Source organism: Sulfuricella sp. T08 (assembly GCF_000971475.1).
GTDB lineage: Bacteria > Pseudomonadota > Gammaproteobacteria > Burkholderiales > Sulfuricellaceae > Sulfuricella.
The window spans coordinates 15,757-36,721 of sequence record NZ_DF967585.1 but is presented as its reverse complement, the minus strand read 5'-3'; the positions used below and the strand labels follow the sequence as shown (position 1 = coordinate 36,721).

General features: G+C 58.9%; 13 protein-coding genes. 8 read left to right on the top strand and 5 right to left on the bottom strand.

From position 1 onward, the window contains the following. Nucleotides 1-83: 83 nt before the first annotated feature. The 3 genes from SCT_RS15435 to glnE form a co-directional block, all read right to left on the bottom strand. Nucleotides 84-281: a zinc-finger domain-containing protein gene (locus tag SCT_RS15435; RefSeq protein WP_009204966.1), complete on the bottom strand. Its 198-nt coding sequence runs from the start codon at nt 279-281 to the stop codon at nt 84-86. Between the two features lie 10 nt (nt 282-291). Further along, complete coding sequence (locus SCT_RS15430; protein ID WP_059424739.1) at nt 292-1,212, bottom strand: branched-chain amino acid transaminase; 921 nt, start codon at nt 1,210-1,212, stop codon at nt 292-294. A gap of 225 nt (nt 1,213-1,437) precedes the next feature. After that, a complete protein-coding gene (glnE, locus tag SCT_RS15425; protein WP_059424737.1) occupies nt 1,438-4,137 on the bottom strand; it encodes a bifunctional [glutamate--ammonia ligase]-adenylyl-L-tyrosine phosphorylase/[glutamate--ammonia-ligase] adenylyltransferase in 2,700 nt (899 codons plus the stop codon). A gap of 172 nt (nt 4,138-4,309) precedes the next feature. Here glnE and acs point away from each other — a divergent pair, with 172 nt between their 5' ends. From acs to SCT_RS17760, 8 genes are all read left to right on the top strand, one after another. Further along, entirely contained in the window at nt 4,310-6,277 is a 1,968-nt protein-coding gene (gene acs / locus SCT_RS15420; protein ID WP_059424735.1) for an acetate--CoA ligase, read from the top strand. Nucleotides 6,278-6,518: 241 nt separating this feature from the next. Then, nucleotides 6,519-6,773: a hypothetical protein gene (locus SCT_RS15415; protein ID WP_144408305.1), complete on the top strand. Its 255-nt coding sequence runs from the start codon at nt 6,519-6,521 to the stop codon at nt 6,771-6,773. A gap of 232 nt (nt 6,774-7,005) precedes the next feature. Next, nucleotides 7,006-8,382, top strand: a complete 1,377-nt coding sequence (locus SCT_RS15410) for a DUF2569 family protein (RefSeq protein WP_059424730.1) — start codon at nt 7,006-7,008, stop codon at nt 8,380-8,382. 775 nt (nt 8,383-9,157) lie between these two features. After that, complete coding sequence (locus SCT_RS15405) at nt 9,158-13,045, top strand: YhdP family protein (RefSeq protein WP_059424727.1); 3,888 nt, start codon at nt 9,158-9,160, stop codon at nt 13,043-13,045. Between the two features lie 201 nt (nt 13,046-13,246). Continuing rightward, complete coding sequence (locus tag SCT_RS15400; RefSeq protein WP_059424725.1) at nt 13,247-14,131, top strand: carbon-nitrogen hydrolase family protein; 885 nt, start codon at nt 13,247-13,249, stop codon at nt 14,129-14,131. Nucleotides 14,132-14,144: 13 nt separating this feature from the next. After that, a complete protein-coding gene (gene tldD, locus SCT_RS15395) occupies nt 14,145-15,608 on the top strand; it encodes a metalloprotease TldD (RefSeq protein WP_059424724.1) in 1,464 nt (487 codons plus the stop codon). 104 nt (nt 15,609-15,712) lie between these two features. Then, the gene (locus SCT_RS15390) at nt 15,713-16,024 is read left to right on the top strand and encodes a hypothetical protein (RefSeq protein WP_059424722.1); all 312 of its coding nucleotides are present in this window, start codon (nt 15,713-15,715) and stop codon (nt 16,022-16,024) included. Between the two features lie 118 nt (nt 16,025-16,142). Then, a complete protein-coding gene (locus SCT_RS17760; RefSeq protein WP_059424719.1) occupies nt 16,143-16,496 on the top strand; it encodes a DUF2934 domain-containing protein in 354 nt (117 codons plus the stop codon). A 107-nt stretch (nt 16,497-16,603) separates the two neighbouring features. Here the strand turns inward: SCT_RS17760 and SCT_RS15380 are convergent, their stop codons facing one another. Both SCT_RS15380 and SCT_RS15375 read right to left on the bottom strand, forming a co-directional pair. Continuing rightward, nucleotides 16,604-18,172 (bottom strand): bifunctional aminoglycoside phosphotransferase/ATP-binding protein, encoded by a 1,569-nt coding sequence (locus tag SCT_RS15380; RefSeq protein ID WP_059424717.1) that lies wholly within the window; start codon nt 18,170-18,172, stop codon nt 16,604-16,606. Nucleotides 18,173-18,177: 5 nt separating this feature from the next. Beyond that, complete coding sequence (locus tag SCT_RS15375; protein ID WP_059424715.1) at nt 18,178-20,856, bottom strand: bifunctional acetate--CoA ligase family protein/GNAT family N-acetyltransferase; 2,679 nt, start codon at nt 20,854-20,856, stop codon at nt 18,178-18,180. Nucleotides 20,857-20,965 lie beyond the last annotated feature (109 nt).

Genomic DNA, 20,965 nt, shown 5'->3' with positions numbered 1-20,965 from the left:
ACCCCTCTCCCCAACCCTCTCCCACAGGGGGAGAGGGGGCAAGCGCGAAGGGCGCTTGTTTTGATCGGCGGTAAATCAGGTTGTTAGTGATGCCCCTTGGGCAACTCGCCCTTGAGCTTGTACAGCGTTCCGCAATAGGGGCACAGCGCTTCGCCGGTCTTTTCTATCGGCAGGAACACACGCGGGTGGCTGCTCCAGCTCTGCATCGCCGGTGTCGGGCAGTGCAGCGGCAAATCCTTCGCCGTGACTTCGTAATAACGTGCCTTGAATTCGGGTTGCATCGATCTCTCCTTAAACCAGGCTCAGCCAATCCTGATGGTTGGCTGCCTTGCCGGTGACGCAGTCAAAAAACATGGTCTGCAATTTGGTCGTGATCGGGCCACGCTTGCCTTCGCCGATGGTGCGGTTGTCCAGTTCGCGGATCGGCGTAACTTCAGCCGCCGTGCCGGTGAAGAAGGCTTCATCGGCGCAATACACTTCATCGCGGGTAATGCGTTTTTCGATCACCGGGATGCCCAGTTCGCCGGCGAGCTCGATGATAGAGGCGCGGGTGATGCCTTCCAGGCAGGAAGTCAGGTCGGGCGTGAACAGTTTGCCATTCTTGACGATGAAAAGATTTTCGCCTGCGCCTTCCGCCACGTAGCCATCCACATCCAGCAGCAGGGCTTCATCGTAGCCATCGTGCGCTGCTTCCTGGTGGGCGAGAATGGAGTTGGTGTAGGTAGATACCGACTTGGCGCGGCACATGTTGACGTTAACGTGGTGGCGGGTGAACGACGAGGTTTTCACGCGGATACCTTTCTCCAGCGCTTCTGCGCCGAGATAGGTGCCCCACGACCAGGCGGCCACGGCGATATGGGTGGAGAGCGTGGTTGCCGCGATGCCCATGGCTTCCGAACCGTAAAACACGATCGGACGGATGTAGCCGGATTCAAGATTGTTGCCGCGCACCACATCCAGCTGGGCCTGCATCAGCGTGGCTTTATCGAAAGGCATTTTCATGCAGAAGATGTGCGCCGAGGCGAATAGCCGGTCGGTGTGCTCCTTCAAGCGGAAGATCGCCGTGCCCTTGTCGGTCTTGTAGGCGCGCACGCCTTCGAACACGCCCATGCCGTAGTGCAGTGTATGGGTGAGGACGTGGGTGGTGGCGTCGCGCCAATCCACCATCTTGCCGTCGTACCAGATCAGGCCGTCGCGGTCGGACATAGACATATTTGTTGCTCCAAACTCTAATTAAAGTTAACTGCCAATCAACAATGCCGGGGCCGGTTTTTTTGCCCCTTCCCCCTCATAGGGGGAAGGTTGGGATGGGGGTAAAAATGCCCGTTCTCACGCGAGGCTTTCCACCCCCACCCTAGCCCTCCCCCTGCCAGGGGGAGGGAATAATGTCGCTAGGAATTGTCAGGAATCGGCTAATTGTAGCGCATTTTGCCGAATTTAAGGAGCGAACACCGCCTGCCACAGCTGCTTGACGGCTTCCGCGTGTTCTTCCGTCTGCTCCGGATCGATGCGGGCATGAGCGCCGCCCTGTAGCCGGAGCTGGTGCTGGAGCAGGCGGTATTCGCGGTAGGTGTCGCGTACCTGCTCTGCCAGTTTCGCAGGGATCAGCTTGAACTCGCCGGCGATCCGGAGTAGGGCGAGGTTGCCTGCGTTTCGCGTCAATTCGGGATGGAGGCGGGAAAAGTTCAGCACCAGATACTGCACGATGAACTCGACGTCGATGATGCCGTTTCTATCATGTTTGATGTCGAACAGGCCGCTGGGGTTGGGGTGTGCGTCCAGCATCTTCTGCCGCATCTTGAGCACTTCCTCGCGCAGGGTGGCGGGGTCGCGCACCTGCCGCAACACCTCGATGCGGATGCGCTCGAAGGTCGCGCCGATATCGGCATCGCCGGCACAGAAGCGGGCACGGGTCAGCGCCTGGTGTTCCCACACCCAGGCCTGATTCTTCTGGTAGTCCTCGAATGCCTCGACCGAGCTGACCAGCAGGCCGCTGGCGCCGTTGGGGCGTAGCCTCAGGTCGGTTTCGTAAAGGATGCCGGCCGGCGTCATGCTGGAAATCCAGCTGTTGATGCGCTGCGCCAGTTTTGCGTAGTTCTCGGCAGCATCGGGCGAATCGTCGTCATAAAGGAAGATGATGTCGAGGTCGGAGGCGTAGCCCAGTTCCTTGCCGCCCAGTTTGCCGTAGGCGATGATGGCGAAGCGCGGTGTGTCGCGGTGTTTGACGCGCAGCCCGGCCCAGGCGAGGCGCAGGGTTTCGTCCAGGATCATGTCGGCCAGGTCAGAGAGCTGGTCGGACAGGATTTCCAGCGGCAGCGCCCCGGCCAGATCCTGCGCCACGAGGCGGAATGTTTGCGCCTGCTTGAAGTGGCGCATGATGTCCATCTGCCGCTCGGTGTCGCCTTCAGCCGCGTGCAGCAGCCCCTTCAGCTCGTTCCGGAGTTCCTCCCGGTCGTACCTGGCGTAAAGCTCGCGGGTGTCGAGCAGTTCATCCAGCAAAATCGGGTGCTGGGTGAGGTAATCCGATACCCAGGGGCTGGCGCTGCACAGCTTGGCCACCTGGTTGAGGGTCTGCGGGTATTCCACCAGCAGGGCGAGGTAGGTGCCGCGCCGGCTGATGTTTTCCACCAGATGGAGAATGCGCTCCAGGGTTTCGTCCGGGTTGGAGAAGTTGCAGGCCACCTGGATCAGCGGCGGCAGGAGTGAGTCGAAGCGGGTGCGGCTTTCGGTTGGCAGCTGGTTGTAGCGGCTGCCTTCGCGGATACGGTTGAGCCGCTGCCAGGCATCGGCTGGGTGGTGGTAGCCCTGTTCGGCAAGCAGTGAGATGGCTTCCTCTTCAGCTGGCGCGCCCTGCCACAATGCTGCCAGGGAGTGATTGCCCTGCGCGCTTTGCGGCGCAGCGAAGACTTGCTCGAAATGGCGCTCCACCTTGCTGCGGTGGCTGTCGAGTGCGTGCAGGAATTCGGGCCAGTCGGCGTAGCCCATCGCGGCGGCGATGATCTGCCGGTCGGCGTCGTTAACCGGCAGGGTCTGGGTCTGGGCGTCCTCCAGGTATTGCAGGCGGTGCTCCAGGTTGCGCAGGAAGAAGTAGGCGCTGCGCAGCTCGGTCACGGTCTGTGCCGGCAGCAGCTTGCGCTGTTCGATCAGGTCGAGCGCCACCAGGGTGGAGCGGGTCTGCAGGTCGGTTTCCTTGCCGCCGCGGATGAGCTGGAATACCTGGGCGATGAACTCGATTTCGCGTATGCCGCCCGGCCCCAGTTTGATGTTGTCCTGCATGTCGCGCCGGTTCACTTCCTGGCGGATCTGGGTGTGCAGGCCGCGCATCGAGGCAAAGGCGCCGAAATCCAGGTATTTGCGGAACACGAATGGCCGCAGGATGGCGGCCAGTTCCCGGTACAGGCTGCCGGTGAGAGGCCGCCCCTTGATCCAGGCGTATCGCTCCCATTCCCGGCCCTGGGTGAGGTAGTAGTTTTCCAGCATGGAAAAGCTGCCGACCAGCGGCCCGGAGTCGCCATAGGGCCGCAGCCGCATGTCGACGCGGAAGACAAAACCGTCCGGGGTGGCCTCGTTGAGGGCGCCGATCAGCTTCTTGCCGAGCAGGGCGAAATATTCATGGTTGCTGGTTTTGCGCGGCCCGGTGGTTTCGCCTTCCTCAGGGTAGGCAAAGATCAGGTCGATGTCCGATGAGACGTTGAGCTCGCCGCCGCCGAGCTTGCCCATGCCGACCACGACCAGGTCTTGCTCGGTGCCGCTTTCTTCGCCGACAGGGGGGCCGTATTGGCTGCGCAGCCAGCTGTCGATCCGGGAGAGGGCGAAGTTGGTGGTGACTTCGGCCAGCACGGTGGCGGTGCTCATGACTTCGCGCAGGTCGGCCAGTCCAGCGAGGTCACGCACGATCAGACGCAGCATCACCTGCTTGCGCAAAAAGCGCAGGGCTTTCTTCAGGGCGGTTTCATCCTCGATCGCGCAGCCGTCGAGGATGGCCTGCATCGCAGCCGCATCCCAGGGTGTGAACAGGGTTGCACGCAGCCGGTCGAGAGCGGTGGTGTCGCTTTCGGTCAGGCGCCGGGCATAGCGGCTGAGGTTGAGCGCCTTTGCTATGAGTTGTTCGGGGGTGTTTTGCGTGGAAATATCCATTTTGATATGATGAGATGTCAGTTAGCTTATCTATATGTTTGGCGGAATCCCGAGTTTTGTCGGCATCACGTTGACAAAAATCAATTTTGTTTGGCTTGCATCAATTAATAAAAGCGATATCATCAGTTCTAATCAACCTACCGCATCGTAACAAAAACTCCGAGGAGAAAACATGTCGTCGATCGAATCAGTCATGAATGAAACACGGGTATTCGAGCCGGCTGAGGCATTCAAGGCCCAGGCCAACGTCAAGGGGATGGAAGGCTATCGGGCACTGTGCGAGCAGGCTGATAAAGATTACGAAGGCTTCTGGGCCGGGCTGGCGCGCGAACTGCTGGTGTGGAAGAAACCTTTCACCAAGGTGCTGGACGAGAGCAACGCGCCGTTCTATAAATGGTTCGACGACGGTGAAATGAACGTTTCCTACAATTGCCTGGACAAGCATCTCGCCACTCAGCCGAACAAGACCGCGATCATCTTCGAGGCGGACGACGGCAAGGTCACCAAGATCTCCTACAAGGATCTCTACCACCGCGTCTGCACCTTCGCCAACGGACTCAAGGCACTGGGCGCGAAGAAGGGCGACCGCGTCATCATCTACCTGCCGATGAGCATCGAGGCGGTGGTGGCGATGCAGGCCTGCGCCCGTATCGGTGCGATCCACTCGGTGGTGTTCGGCGGCTTCTCCGCCAAGAGCCTGCATGAGCGCATCACCGATGCGACCGCCAGCCTGATCATCACTGCCGACGGCCAGTTCCGCGGCGGCAAGGCGCTGCCGCTCAAGCCTGCAGTGGACGACGCGCTCGCCATGGGCGGCTGCGAGTGCGTGAAGAAGGTGGTGGTGTACCAGCGCACCGCCGGAGAAGCCGCGTGGGATGCACAGCGCGACGTATGGTGGCACGATGCCGTCAAGGGCCAGGCCGACACCTGCGAGCCGGAGTGGGTGAACGCCGAGCATCCACTGTTCATTCTTTACACCTCCGGTTCCACCGGCAAGCCCAAAGGCGTTCAGCATTCTTCCGCCGGCTTCCTGCTCCACGCCATCAACACCATGCGCTGGACTTTCGACTACAAGGACAGCGACGTGTTCTGGTGCACCGCCGACGTCGGCTGGATCACTGGCCACACCTATGTCACCTACGGCCCGCTGGCGATCGGCGCCACCGAGCTGATGTTCGAGGGCGTGCCGACCTACCCCGACGCCGGCCGCTTCTGGAGGATGATCCAGGACCACAAGGTCACCACCTTCTATACCGCGCCAACCGCGATCCGCTCCCTGATCAAGCTCGGCGCCGACCTGCCCAAGCAATATGATCTTTCCTCCCTGCGCCTGCTAGGTACTGTGGGCGAGCCGATCAACCCCGAGGCGTGGATGTGGTATTACAACACTGTCGGCCAGACCCGCTGCCCGGTCGTCGATACCTGGTGGCAGACCGAAACCGGCGGCCACATGATCACCCCGCTGCCCGGCGTGCATGGCCTCAAGCCCGGTTCCTGCACCATGGCCCTGCCCGGAGTGATGGCTGCGATCGTCGACGAGGCCGGCCACGATGTGGACAGAGGCAAGGGCGGCTTCCTGGTGATCAAGCGCCCCTGGCCCTCGATGATCCGCACCATCTACGGCGACCCAGAGCGTTACAAGATGAGCTATTACCCGGAAGACCTGGGCGGCAAATACTATCTCGCCGGCGACGGCGCCAACTGCGACCTGGACGGTTACTTCTGGATCATGGGCCGGATCGACGACGTGCTCAACGTATCCGGTCACCGCCTCGGCACGATGGAAATCGAGTCCGCCCTGGTAGCTAACCCGCTGGTGGCTGAAGCCGCCGTGGTGGGCAAGCCGCACGACATCAAGGGCGAAGCGATAGTGGCCTACGTCGTGCTGAAAGGCCACCGCCCCGAAGGCGAAGCGGCGAAGAAAATCGTCGCCGACCTGCGCGACTGGGTGGCCAAGGAAATCGGTCCGATCGCCAAGCCCGACGAGATTCGTTTCGGCGACAACCTGCCCAAGACCCGCTCCGGCAAGATCATGCGGCGGTTGCTGCGCGCCTTGGCGAAGGGCGAGGAGATCACCCAGGACGTTTCCACGCTGGAGAATCCGGCGATCCTGGAGCAGTTGAAAGAGGTCGTGAAGTAACTTTCCTGCCTGTGGGGAACGAAAAAGCCGCCGGGGTTTTTGGCGGCTTTTTTTATGCTCGTTGCTGGAGCGGGTAGGCGGGGTGTTAAAAGCCGAAAAAATGCCCAATAAATATTTGGTTGTCTTGATTTTAAATTAAGCTTAGAGTCGTTGTCATGTTTATAAACCAACCCGATAATATTTTTAGTGTTTTATGGGGGTCTACTTTACGTTAGCGCAATACAGGATCGAGGGGGAAGAAATGGCAACAGAAAATCGAATTATTTATCTCAAAGTATATTGTGACCAGTGGAAGGACTCTTTGGATCGCGCAGAAGGACAGCGAGATAGGCTAATCGAATTGAAGAACAGCGGGCTCTCGGCTTTTGATGACGATGGCAAGGAACTTCTGCCCATAATGATAGAAGAGGCGGATGAGGCGGCACGACTCTACAAAAGGATTCTTACCAAGATGGAATCACTGAGAGACAGGGCAATCTCAGGGGGGGATGTTTAGGGTGTCCCCTGAGTAAGCATGATTTAATAGGGCTGAGCTAAGATGCGTAAGAAACAATTTATGTACTTAGTCCGCAATAGCGCTAACAACCACTTCGAGTCCGACGGCTTACCCTTCCGCTGCGCTCCAAGGCAAGCCGCGGCTCAAGTGGAGCGTTAGCCATCAGCAAGGGAATCCGAGGGGTCAGAATCCGAACCCCGAATTTCCGCACCGAATTTCCTGGAGCAACCAAATGCCCTACGACTCAAGCACCCGAACGCTATTGATTGCTGCCGACGATGCATCGGGGCATGGCTTTTTGTTGGACTTGGGACTGTTCTACATCAATGTGTTGCGCGACATGGCTCTTGATCCCAAGGCTTCTTCCCAGCTTAGAGCGGAATGGCAAACAATTGAAAATTGGCTGGGGAGTTCCGGCCGAGAATTCAATGACGATGACACCAAGAAGATTACGGACGCTTGGGCGGCATACTTGGCTATCGGTGTTGCACCTACTTCAGATTTACAGCCTATGTTTAGCATGATCTCAAAACGGTCGGATGCTGAACAACTCAAGCGGCATACGCCACCAACCAATATCCTTGATGTATTTGAACGGATACTTGCGACTGACGATGAATTTCGGGCAAATAAGTCCGCAAAAATTGAGAGGGCGATAGCACTGCATTCCGCCCTATCTCCCCCTCCGACCATAGGGCTCAAAGTGAAATTGAATGGCCTTGGTCGGTTCGGACGTGCCTACCTTATCTGTTCTGTCGTATGGGCGCTATTCGTTCTTTTCCGCACGAATACTAGCTTTGAATTTCTCGGGCATTATTTCGATTACTGGGATAGTGATTCATTCTTTGTGAACCTTGTTATTCCCCCTTTCGCAGTGCTTGTTGGACTAAAGGGTTATCAGTGGATAATTTATGGCTTCCAAGGTCAAGGTACACAAAGATCTATAGCTGAGACTGGTTCTCGGGAAGATCCATCCGAAGATGGTTTGCAGATAGCGCAGAAAGAAGTCGGGAATATGTACTGCACTCAATGTGGCTCAGAGATTCTCATCGGCGCCCATTTCTGCCACAAATGCGGGGCTGCCGTGGGCTCTACTCAGGCGTCGGCGATTTTGTTGCCACCCGTGGTACAGCCAACAGTTACGAAAGTTGCTACGGCTGACGCCACGTTGAAAGGAGTTAAAGGGTGGCTGGCATTCCTCTGTATATCCCTTACAATTCTTTCGCCGCTCTCAACGATTGTGGAGTTAATCAGAGCGTGGGAGGCAACTGCGTCCCTTTTCAGTTCATTTCCAAGCATGCGCATAATGGTCTCGATTGAAACAACAATGAGCATATGGTTGATGGCGTTCAGTTTCTATGCGGGCTCTGTTTTATGGTCGGTCAAACAAAATGCAGTAAAAATCGCTAAGGCGTATTTCCTTTCGAGGTTGGCTTATAGCATTGCATTGCCATTTATTTTTTCAGGCATTTCCGACCTTCCATCTGAGGTCAGCAGCGTTATGGTCGAAGAACTGGCAAAGCAGGCTTTTCTAACGTTCATGGCATGCGCAATCTGGTTTACATACCTTAGGCGGTCAAAGAGAGTCCGTGCTACATATTCAACTTAAGATGAGATCGTAACTAGCGGGGTCAGGTCTTGCCATCACGCATCCAGCCTAACTCTGCATTCCGCATATTCGGGGCCAGACTACCAGTAATATTGGATTCGTAAGGCGCGCTTCGCGCGGATGTTTAGGTGCCGGGGGTAGCCCGGCGGGCTAGTTGCTTTCTTTAAACTGCTAAAGAAAGTAACCAAAGAAAGCCGCCCCTCTCCACCGCCCCTTCGGGGTTCCCTGCGCTGCTCGCCGAACCGGGCGGCTGCGGAACTCGGCCCTGTGGGCCTCAGACAGTCCTCGCCGAAATCTCCCGGCCCGGCTGCGCTGCTCGGCGGTGGCCCAAGGGGACCGAAAAGCAAAACAAAACCGCCCCACCCAGCCCTCCCCGGCGGGGAGGGCAACCAAAACACGGGCTACGCTCACAAAACCGATTTGAATCCCCCTCTGCACCGCCTCGGTTTTTCGGGTGAATCGGGGGCCGTCGGCTGCGTTTGTCTGAGGCCAAAGGCCGAGTTTAACGCGGCCGCCCGATTTGCCCGGAAAATCGAGGGTAGCCCGAAGGGCCGGTGCGGGTGGGTGCCCTTTTGTTTGGTTACTTATATTTTGGGCAAGCAAAATAAAGTAACCTGCTGCCGGGCAGCCCCCGGCATCTAAACATCCGCGCGCAGCGCACACGCAATTGCAAGCTGACCAAAGGGTAACGTGAAGCAATCCCCGCCGCCGGAGTATAATCTGACCGCAGGGGCGCATTAAGCGCCCCTGCGGTTATTCTTTTTCTGAATCTGAAATGCTCAAAACCTCTTGGCGCTGGAGTTACCGAATTGCAATCGCGGCCCTGTTTCTGGCCGGGCTGGCGTTCGCCTCGACGGTGGTGGCACTGCGCTACTGGATTTTGCCCAATATCGGCCAATACCGCGAGGACATTGCCGCTTCCATTACCCGCGCAGCCGGCCAGCGTGTGGCGATAGGCGCAATCGATGCCAGCTGGGAGCGCTTGAGGCCGCACCTGGCGTTACGCGAAGTTCAGGTTTACGACCGGCAGGGACGTCCTGCGCTGGTACTCCAGAACGTTGATAGCACCCTGTCGTGGTGGACGCTGCTGGTCGGCGAGGTGCGCCTGCATTCCCTCGAAATCAGCGATCCCATATTGAGTCTCCGGCGAGACGCCGAAGGGCACATCTTCATTGCGGGAATCGAGCTCAACCAGCCGGACAGCGACAGCGGTTTTGCCGATTGGCTGTTGCAGCAATCGCGCATCGTCATCCGCAACGCAGTGATCGAGTGGCGCGACGAGAAGCTCCAGGCGCCGGCTTTGACCTTGAGCCGCGTCAACCTGCGCCTGGAGAACAGCGGCAGTCGGCATCGACTGGGCCTGCAGGCCGTTCCGCCTGTCGAACTGTCAGACCCGCTGGATATTCGTGCCGATTTGAAAGGTGAAAAAGTGGCCGATCTGGCTGCCTGGGAGGGCAGGGTTTATGCGAAACTCGACCATGCCGACATCGCTGCCTGGCAGACCTGGCTACCCTTCCCGTTCGAGCTGCGGCACGGTTATGGCGGGGTGCAGGCCTGGCTTGGGCTCAAGGCCGGCGGGGTCAGCGAGGTCACAGCGGACATTCGTCTGAACGATGTAGCCGCCCGCTTCGCCACTGATTTGCCCCAGCTCGATCTGCATAGCCTGAGCGGCCGCCTGAGTTGGCGGCCGTTGCAGGCGGATGTTCGTTTTGTCGATTCGGCAGCCCGTTTTATCGGCGACCTGGCCGAGGCCGAACTGCAAAGTCTGCAAGGCCGTCTCGGACGAAAGCCGCTGCCGGGTGCATTCGAGTTCCGCGCGCAGCGTGTGAGTCTGGCAGCGAAGAGCGGCGTCAATTTGCCGGCTACCGATTTGCTGGTGCGCTATATCCCGGCGCAAGGCAAAAATCCCGCTACCGGGGAAATTCGCGCCAATGGCCTTTACCTGGAACCGCTGGTGAAATTGGCCGATGCGCTGCCGCTGTCACAGGAAGTGCGTGGCAATATGGCTGAAATCGCTCCCCAGGGCAGCTTCCACGACTTCAGCGTTAAATGGAGCGGCGACTGGAAAACGCCGCAGCGCTATACGGCCAAGGGTGGCTTTACCGGCTTGGGCATGAAGCCCCATGGAAAGCTGCCGGGTGTTTCCGGCCTGAGCGGCAACCTCGACGCCAACGAAAAATCCGGCACCCTGGCGCTGGATTCACACGGCGTGCGTGCGGACTTTCCCGGTCTGTTCCGCGAGCCGCTGGAGATGGATGCGCTGACTGCGCAGATGAACTGGAAGAAACAGGAAAATGGTCTGGATATTACCCTGACCAGTCTTTCTCTTGCCAACCGCCACCTGGCGGGCACGCTGTTCGGCAGCTACAAGATGAAAAGCGGTACGCCGGGCACGATCGATCTCACCGGCCAGTTCACCCGCGGCGATGGGCGCCAGGTCGCCCGATACATCCCTCTCACGGTCGGCCAATCGACGCGCGACTGGCTCGATACGGCGCTGCTGGCCGGGCAGTCCAACGATGTGAGGCTGCGGCTGAAGGGCAATCTGGCCGATTTCCCCTTTGCCGACGGCAAGCACGGCCTGTTCGAGGTGGCCGGGAAGGTGACTGGCGGCACGCTGGAATATGCGCCGGGCTGGCCAAAAATTGAGAATATCACGGTCGATCTCCTGTTCCGTGGCGCGCGCATGGAAATCACCGCACATCAAGGCAATACCGATGGCATGCAAATCAGCAAGACACGTGTGGTGATTCCAGACCTGTTGAGCCTGGATGAAATTCTTGAAGTGGAGGGCGAAGCTCGCGGACCGACTGGCGATATGATCAAGTTCATCGACCGCAGCCCGGTCAGCGCCATGATCGACGATTTCACCGAAGGCATGGGGGCATCGGGCAACGGCAATTTCAAGCTGAAGCTGGTTATCCCCTTGCGACGCAACAAGGACAGCCGGGTGGTGGGAAGCTACCAGTTCGTCAACAACCGCGTTTCTCTTGGCGCGGACTTCCCGACGCTGGAACAAGTGAATGGACGTCTGGATTTTACCGAAGCCTCGGTGGGGATCCCTCAAATTACGGCGCAGGTCGTGGGTGGTCCGGCATCGATCAGCGGGGCGACACAGAAGGATGGCGGCGTGCGTATCAATGCTCAGGGGCGTGCCACCGCTGCCGGAATACGTGGATTGGCCGACTTGCCGTTAATCAACAACTTGAATGGAACTGCCGACTGGCGTGGGGTGGTCTCGATCCGCAAAAAGCAGGCCGATATGCTGCTCGAATCTTCACTGGTTGGGTTGGCGGTTAACCTGCCTGCGCCTTTTGGCAAAAAAGCGGCTGAAGCGGTGCCGCTGCACATCGAGAAGAAAATAACGGGTGCGAATCAGGACCTGCTTCAGCTCAGCTATGGCAAGGTTCTGGCGGCAGTTCTGTCACGCAATCAAGAAAACGGCAAAACGACAATTGAACGTGGCGCGGTCAATCTGGGAGCAGCGGCGGTGTTGCCCCCGCAGCCTGGCATCTGGTTGAGCGGCGAACTGGCCTTGCTTGATCTCGATCATTGGCGCGGACTCCTTGGACAGCCATCGGCCAAGGCGTCGCCGTTGTCCGGGTTTGCCGGGCTCAACCTGAAATTTGGTGCACTCGATGCATTCGGCAAGCGCTTTAATGACTTGCGTATTAGCGCCAAAATCCAGGAGAGCACCTGGCAGGCGAAGATAGAGAGCAGGGAGCTTGCCGGCAGCGTGAACTGGAACCCTGGGGGCCGTGGCCGGCTGCAGGCGCGCCTGGGTTATCTGACTATTCCCGATCCAGCTCCGGCGAAGCTGGGGGTGCCGACCGAAGCGCCGCAGGAGAAGGAACTGCCTGCACTGGATATAATCGCGGACAGTTTCTCGGCCAAGCAGAAGAAACTAGGCAAGCTCGAACTGCTGGCCGTGCAGGAGGATGAGGATTGGCGTATCGAGAAACTGCGCATCAGCAACCCTGATGGCAGCCTGCAGATGGACGGGTTGTGGCAGGGGTGGCGACGCAGGCCGATGACCAACGCCAATCTGCATCTTGAGGCGCAGGATGTGGGTAAGCTGCTGGCCCGGCTGGGCTACCCGGAAGCGGTGAAGCGCGGAACGGCGAAGCTCGACGGCGAGCTTTCCTGGGCGGGGAGTCCACATGATATCGATTTTCCGAGTTTGGCCGGCAGTCTCAAACTGGAAGCGAAGAATGGCCAGTTTCTCAAAGTCGAGCCGGGAGTGGGCAAGCTGCTTGGCCTGCTCAGTCTTCAGTCGCTGCCACGGCGCCTGACGCTGGATTTTCGCGATATTTTCAGCGGAGGTTTCGCCTTTGACTCGATTTCCGGCAGTGCGCGCATCGACCACGGTGTAGCGCACACCGATGATTTCAGGCTGGAAGGCCCGGCGGCAAAAGTCCGGATGCAGGGTGAAACCGATCTTGCCAGGGAAACCCAGAACCTGAAAGTGAGAGTGGCTCCCCAGCTGGGAGAGGGCGTGTCCGTCGCCGGCGCTTTTCTGGGTGGACCCGTGGTTGGGATAGCTGCGCTGGTGGCGCAAAAATTGTTGCGAGATCCGATTGATCAAATCGCTGCTTACGAATACAGTATTACCGGAACATGGGACAATCCCAATGTCGTAAAAATCGGCGGGAACGCGCAGTGAGGTGATGGGTGAAATGTAGGTTGGGTTAGGCGCGGTTTTTTGCGCCGTAACCCAACAAACCTAAGTTTCCTTCAAATGTTGGTCTTGAATGTCGCCTAGAGGCGCCTACTTTTGGTTGAGTTTGTTGGGTTACGCGATGAAGCCGCTAACCCAACCTACATGACTCATCACTGAATTAAGCAATGGACTAGAGGAAAGAAAATGATAACGAAAGCCAAATCGAGTTTCGCCAGAACCAAGACCCGCACTGCAGTTGCACGCGCCAAACCGCAGCCCGGCGTTTGCCGCATCGCGGCCATCCAGATGGCCTCCGGCCCGAGCGTGGCGGCCAACCTTTCCGAGGCCGAGCGCCTGATTGGCATGGCCGCGGCGCAGGGCGCCAAACTGGTCGTGCTGCCGGAGTTTTTTGCCATCATGGGGAAGAAGGAAAGCGACAAGGTAGCGGTGCGTGAAGCCGAGGGCAAGGGGCCGATGCAGAAATTCCTCAGTGCCATGGCAAGGAAGCACAAGATATGGATCATAGGTGGCTCGGTGCCGCTGGAGGCGAGCGTTCCGACCAAGGTGCGCAACAGCTGTCTGGTGTACGACGACAAGGGAAAGCTGGTGGCGCGCTACGACAAGATCCACTTGTTCGGCCTGGATCTCGGCAACGAGAAATATCGCGAAGAAAAAACCATTGAACCGGGTGACCAGGTAGTGGTGGTTGAAACTCCGTTCGGCCGAATCGGTCTATCCGTATGTTATGACCTGCGTTTTCCCGAACTTTATCGCGCCATGGGCGAGGTCGATATTATCGTTGTGCCCGCCGCCTTCACTGAAACCACTGGTAAGGCGCATTGGGAAACTCTGGTACGTGCCCGCGCCATCGAGAACCTGGCTTATGTGGTGGCCTCGGCCCAGGGCGGTTACCATCTGTCCGGCCGCGAAACACACGGAAACAGCATGATCGTCGATCCCTGGGGTGTGATTCTCGATCGTCTGCCGCGTGGCTCCGGTGTAGTGATTGCCAACGTCAACCCGGCCTATCAGGCGAGCTTGCGCAAGAGCCTGCCTGCCCTGACACACCGAACCTTGAAAACTTGCTGAATCCTTAAAATTTATGAAAATTGAAACCGCTTCGTTCCAGTCCGACCCTCTGTTCGGCACCGCCCAGTCGACTCTGCTGACCCCTTACGGGTTGGATGTAGGAGATTTGCAGCAGGTGTTCGGCCGCATCATGACCCATCAGGTGGATTACGCCGACCTCTACTTCCAGTACACCCGCGCCGAGGGTTGGAGCCTGGAGGAAGGCCAGGTCAAGTCGGGCAGTTTCAGCATCGACCAGGGCGTGGGCGTGCGCGCCGTATCCGGCGAAAAGACCGCTTTTGCCTATTCCGATGACATCAGCCTGCCAGCCCTGGCGGCTGCGGCCGAAACCACCCGTGCGATTGCCCGGCAGGGGGCGGGAAAATCGGTGCCGGCGGTTTATGGTTCAGCCAAGCCCCAGCTTTACCTGCCTCACGATCCGATCGCCAGTCTCAAGGATGCCGAAAAAGTGGCCCTGCTGGAAAGGCTGGAGCGCCATGCTCGCGCGCTTGATAAGCGTGTCACCCAGGTCATGGCATCGCTTGCCGGAGAGTACGAGGTGGTGCTGATCGCCCGTAACGACGGCCTGCTGGCAGCGGATGTGCGTCCTCTGGTCAGGGTCTCTCTGCAGGTTATCGTGGAGGATGGTGGCCGGCGCGAGCAGGGCAGCGCAGGCGGTGGCGGGCGTTTCGACTACACTTATTTCAGCGATGAGGTGCTGCAGGATTACGCGCAAAAGGCGGTGCATCAGGCGCTCATCAATCTCGATGCCAAGCCGGCTCCGGCGGGCACCATGACCGTGGTACTGGGTTCAGGCTGGCCGGGCATCCTGCTGCATGAGGCGATCGGCCACGGACTGGAAGGGGATTTCAACCGCAAGGGCAGCTCCGCCTTCAGCGGCAAGATCGGCCAGCGCGTCGCATCAGCCGGTGTGACCGTGGTGGACGACGGCACGATCGCCCGTCGCCGTGGCTCGCTCAACGTCGACGACGAGGGCAATCCGACCCAGTGCACGGTGCTGATCGAAAACGGCATTCTCAAGGGCTACATGCAGGACACGCTGAATGCCCGCTTGATGGGCATGGCCGTTACCGGCAACGCCCGGCGCGAATCCTTCGCGCACATCCCGATGCCGCGCATGACCAACACCTACATGCTGAACGGCGACAAGGACCCGGCGGAAATCATCAAGTCGGTCAAGCATGGCCTGTATGCGGCCAATTTCGGCGGCGGCCAGGTCGATATCACCAGCGGCAAGTTCGTGTTCTCGGCGGCGGAAGCCTACATGATCGAGGACGGCAAGATCACCTACCCGGTGAAGGGCGCGACCCTGATCGGCAACGGGCCGGACGTGCTGACGCGGGTGTCGATGATCGGCAACGACATGGCGCTCGACCCTGGCGTGGGCACCTGCGGCAAGGACGGCCAGAGCGTGCCTGTGGGCGTGGGCCAGCCGACCCTGCGCATCGACGGTCTGACGGTGGGTGGAACGGCTTGATTGCTAGCCCTGAGTGCGTAGCCTGGATAAGCGAAGCGCAATCCGGGGGATATCATACGGCGGAAGGCGCTGCGCTTTTCCGCCCTACACCCTGAGTGCTGAACATGAGGCAAGGCGTACGTATTGCAGCGGCAGTTATTGCGATCCTGTTTTGGGTGGGGGCAAGCGCGGCATCGCTGGAGGAAAAATTCCAGCCCGGCGCGCCTTATTATTTCGAGAACTTCGATCCGGCGATGAAACCGTGGGATCCCGGTCAGGACCTGAACCTCGAAGAGGTGTTCAAGAATTATGTTTACTACGAAATCATCTTCGACAAATCAGGCCGGGAGATCACAGTCAACCACTACCTCCAGAACCGCAAGGAGCGCAGTGACAGGTTTCTGATCCGACCGGACCGGTCGCTCGAGGCAAAGTAGGGCAGGATGCGCAGGTTTCATCGTAATGTCATGAAACTGCTCTACCCTTGAAAAATTGAGCTATACTGCATTCAAAAATTGATGTGAAATTATTCAAGATTTAACCTGGAGAAAAATTATGGCAACAACCCCAAGTACAGACAAGAAAAAGACATCATCAAGCGCTGCAAAAACCACTGCCAGCGCAAAAGCTACCGTGAAGAAGCCAGCTGCTGCCAAGGTGGCTGCGCCGAAGAAGGCTGTTGCGGCAGCACCGAAAAAGCCTGCTGCGCCGACAAAAGCCGCTGCGCCGAAAAAACCTGCAGCGAAGCGCGCAGCGGTTGCCAAATCCACCGTCACGCCAGAGCAGCGCTATCGCATGGTTGCCGAGGCGGCTTATTACCACGCCGAGCGGCATGGGTTTCTGGGCAATTCGTTGCAGGACTGGATTGCGGCAGAAGCGGAAATTGAAGCGCTTCTCAGCAAGAAGTAGCCTTCAATAAAGTGAACATCGCGTAGTGATACTCCGTCCCCCTCTCCCACAACGTGGGAGAGGGGGACGGAGCGGGCACGGCGAGAAGCGATGTCGCCTACTTTTGGTCATATCGGGGTGGTGCTTCTCGCCATGCCCGCCAAGCGCTGCACAAGCGCCTGAACATTTTCTGCCTGTTCCGTATCCACCTCGATTGCTACGGCCAGTTCGCTGGCGTCTAGCGGCTCGCTATTGCGGAGCTGATTTTCCAGCACAGTGATATCCGCTTCCGAGGCATCTCGCCCGTGTTGCATGCGTTGCTTTACACGTTCTCGCAGCAGGTTTTCGGGTGCGGTCACATCCAGAATGACGAAAGGAATGCTTAATTCCTGTGCCAGTTCATGGAAGGCTGTGCGCTCTCGTCGTTTGAGGAATGCCGCATCGACGATGGCAGAGAAGCCGGAGTGGATAATCCCCCGCGCCACCTCCGCCAGACGTCGGTAGGTGCGCTCACTGGCTACCGGAGAGTACATGCCTTCACCTGTCCCGGCGCCGCTGCGCGCCTCCGGCTTGAGCCCATACAAGCGTTTTCTTTCCACGTCGGAACGGACTCGAAACAAGCTTGTCGCTTCCAGCAGCGATTGAGTGACCGTGGTTTTTCCGGCTCCGGAAAAGCCGTGGGTGATGGCGAGGAAAGGTTGAAAGGGGCGAGTAAAGTCTGCCGCCAGTTCGATGTGGTTTCGGTATTGCGTCCAGTGGTCAGCCGACAGTTTCGCCTGTCCGGCCCGGATGCAGGCCACCTTGGCGCGCACCATGGCGCGGTACACCAGGTAGTAGCTCAGCACCTCAAGACCTTCGTAATCCCCGGTTTGCTCCAGGTAGGCATTGAGAAATCGGCGCGCCAGGTCAGGCCGCTCGCGGTCTTGCAGGTCCATGGCCAGGAAGGCCGTCTCGCTGATAACGTCGATCCAGCGCAGATTGTCGCTGAATTCGATGCAGTCGAAGGGAACCGCCTCGCCATCCAGCAGCACCATGTTGCCGAGATGCAGATCGCCGTGGCATTCGCGGACAAAACTCCGTGCCTTGCGCGCCGCAAGGGCGTCGAAACGTGCCTGATATTCCCGTTCGCTCCATCGCTCAAGTTTGTCCAGGCGAATAAGGTCTTCTTTATCCCGTAGTCGCGGACGAATTTGCGCGAAATTTTCTGCCACCGGCAGGTGAGTGAGCTCCGGTGTGCCGAAAGGGCTTTCGTTGTCTGCGATTGAAGTGTGGCCATGGAAATCGGCAATTCTGCGGGCGATGGCGTCTACCGTTTCAGGGGCTAGTTCGCCGTGCAGCAACACCTGGTCGAGCAGGCAGGACTGGGGGAAGCGCCGCATTTTAACGGCGTATTCGATGGCGGGTCCGGTGCCGCTCAGGTCGGGGTGGTCTGCGCTGCCGGCGATGGGAACGACTTCCAAGTAAAGATCGGGCGCCAGTCGCCGGTTGAGGCGCAGTTCTTCAGCGCAATAGAAGCGGCGTTTTTCCAGCGTGCTGAAATCGAGAAAGCCGAGGTCGACCGCTTTCTTGATCTTGTAGGCGTAGTCGCCAGCCAGCAGCACCCAGGAAATATGTGTTTCCACTATCTCGACCGACTCTCCGAGGGCGTTGCGGAGGGCGGTAACCAGAATTTCCTGGCGGGCGAGGGTGGCATCCATCTGTTTTACAGGCTACGGGTCACCCGCTTGATGGCCGAATCTTCCTCGCTGGTGGCGATGGCGAAGCCAAGCGTCCCAACCAGCTTGAGCATGTTGTGATTGCTCGCCAGCACTTCGCCTTCCATGGTTTTCAGACCCCTGGTGCGCGCCGCATCCATCAGGCTGCCCATCAGCTTGTGGCCGATTGCCTTGTGCTGCCACTGGTCGTTTACCACCAGAGCAAATTCGCAGGATTCGCCGTCGGGGTTGATAGCGTAGCGGCAGACGCCGATTTCCACTTCCTTGCCTCCTTCTTCGGTCACGGCAATCAGTGCCATTTCGCGGTCGTAGTCGATCTGTGTGAAGCGCGCCAGCATGGTTTGAGAAAGTTCCTGCAGGGTGTTCATGAAGCGGAAGTATTTGGCTTCGGCCGACAGGTTGCGCACGAACTCCTGCACCATTTCGGCATCCTCCGGGCGGATCGGGCGGATGGTGATTTCCGTGCCGTCCGGCAACTGCCACTCAGTGACAAGATGGGAAGGGTAGGGATAGATCGCCATATGGGCATAGCGGTCGCCGGAGACCGGGGCGAAGTCCACCATCACGCGCGCATCCGCTGCCAGTGCACCGTTCTCGTCTACGATCAGCGGGTTGATGTCCATCTCCTTGAGCCAAGGCAGCTCGCATACCATCTCTGAAACGCGTAGGAGCAGGCTTTCCAGTGCCACCATCTGGATCGGCGGCATGTGGCGGAAGGCGCCGAGCAGTTTCGAGATGCGCGTGCCGGCAATCAGTTCGCGCACCAGAAAGCTGTTCAGGGGCGGCAACGCAACGGCGCGGTCTCCCAGCACTTCCACCGTGGTGCCGCCGGCACCGAAGGTAATCACCGGACCGAATACCGGATCGGAGGTGACGCCGAGCATCAACTCGCGGCCATTGGGCTTGACCACCATCGGCTGGATGGCGATGCCGTCGATGTGTGCCTCTGGCCGGTTTTTCTTCACCTCGGTGATGATGTCCTGGTAGGCGGCGCGCACGGCAGGCGCGTTCATCAGGTTGAGTTTGACGCCGCCGGCATCGGATTTGTGCGTGATGTCGGGCGAGTTGACTTTCATTGCCACCGGGTAACCGAGTTGCTGGGCCAGGAGCAGTGCCTCGCCGGGGGAGCGGGCGATGACGGTGCTCGCCACCGGGATGCGGAATGCGGCCAGCAAGGCCTTGGATTCCATTTCAGAGAGTACCTTGCGCCGTTCGGACAACACGGTTTCGATCAGCATGCGTGCGCCTTCCACGTCCGGTTCGTCGCGGTGCGACAGCGGGCCGGGAGTCTGTGCCAGAAGGCGCTGGTTGCGGTAGAAGGCGGTGATGTAGGAGAAGGCCTCGACTGCGGATTCCGGCGTGCTGAAGGTGGGGATGCGTGCCTGGGCAAATGCTGCCCTTCCTGCCTTGATCTGGATGTCGCCCATCCAGCAGGTCAGCATGGGTTTCTTGAAGCGGCTGGCTATTTCGATCAACGTGCTGGCCACTGCTAGCGGGTTAGTCATCGCCTGGGGGGTGAGGATAACCAGCACGCCATCCACGTCTGAATCTTCCATGCAGATGGTGACTGCGTCGCGATAGCGTTCCGGCGTAGCGTCGCCGATGATGTCCACCGGATTGTTGTGCGACCAGGTGGCGGGCAGCACTTTATTCAGCGCTTCGATAGTCTGATCGGACAAGCTGGCGACAGTGACGCCCAGGTCGACCGCATGGTCGATCGCCATCACGCCTGGCCCGCCGCCGTTGGTGACGATGGCCAGCCGGTTGCCGCTGGAGCGGTGGGGAGAGGCAAGCGCTTTGGCTGCGGAAAACAGCTCGCCGATCGACATCACGCGCACTACGCCAGCGCGGCGCACCGCGGCGTCGAACACGTCGTCGGAGCCGACCAGTGCGCCGGTGTGCGACATCACCGCCTTCGAGCCGGCGGCATGGCGGCCGACCTTGACCACGAATACCGGCTTGGAGCGGGCGGCGGCGCGCAGGGCGCTCATGAAGCCGCGCGCCTTGTGGATACCCTCAATGTAGATCAGGATGCTTTCGGTTTGCGGGTCTGATGCCAGATAGTCGAGAATTTCGCCGAAATCCACGTCGGCCGAAGTGCCCATCGATACCACGCTGGAGAAGCCGATGTCGTTGGCTGGCGCCCAGTCCAGAATGGCAGTGCAGAGCGCGCCCGATTGCGACACCAGCGCGAGCTTGCCGGGCTTGACGTTGCCCTTGAAGAAAGTGGCGTTGAGGCCGATGCCGGTGCGCATGATACCCAGGCAGTTAGGGCCGATGATGCGCACGCCGTAAGTTCTGGCGTTGGCCAGCATGGTGCGCTCGATCTCGGCGCCATGGGCGCCTACTTCGCTGAAACCGGCGGACAGCACTACCGCGGAGCGCACGCCGTGCTTGCCGCAGGCTTCGATGACGTCGGGCACGGTTGCCGCATTGGTGCAGATCACCGCCAGTTCAACCGGCTTGCCGATTTCTTCGATCGTGGCATAGGCGCGTTTGCCCTGGATTTTCTTGTGGTTGGGGTTGATCGGGTAAAGCGACCCCTTGAAGCCGCTTTCCAGCATGTTTTTGAATACTATGGCTCCCACCGAGTCGGCGCGGTCGCTGGCGCCGATGATCGCGACTGATTTAGGAGAGAATAAAGTACTGAGGTAATGTTGTCCCATGGGCTTGCACTCGTTGTTGTTTAGGTTAAATATAACGATAAGGGAGATGGATAACCGAATCCGGTATGTTCAGCTTCTTTCTTCCATTTTAGTTGACGGCACGATTTTA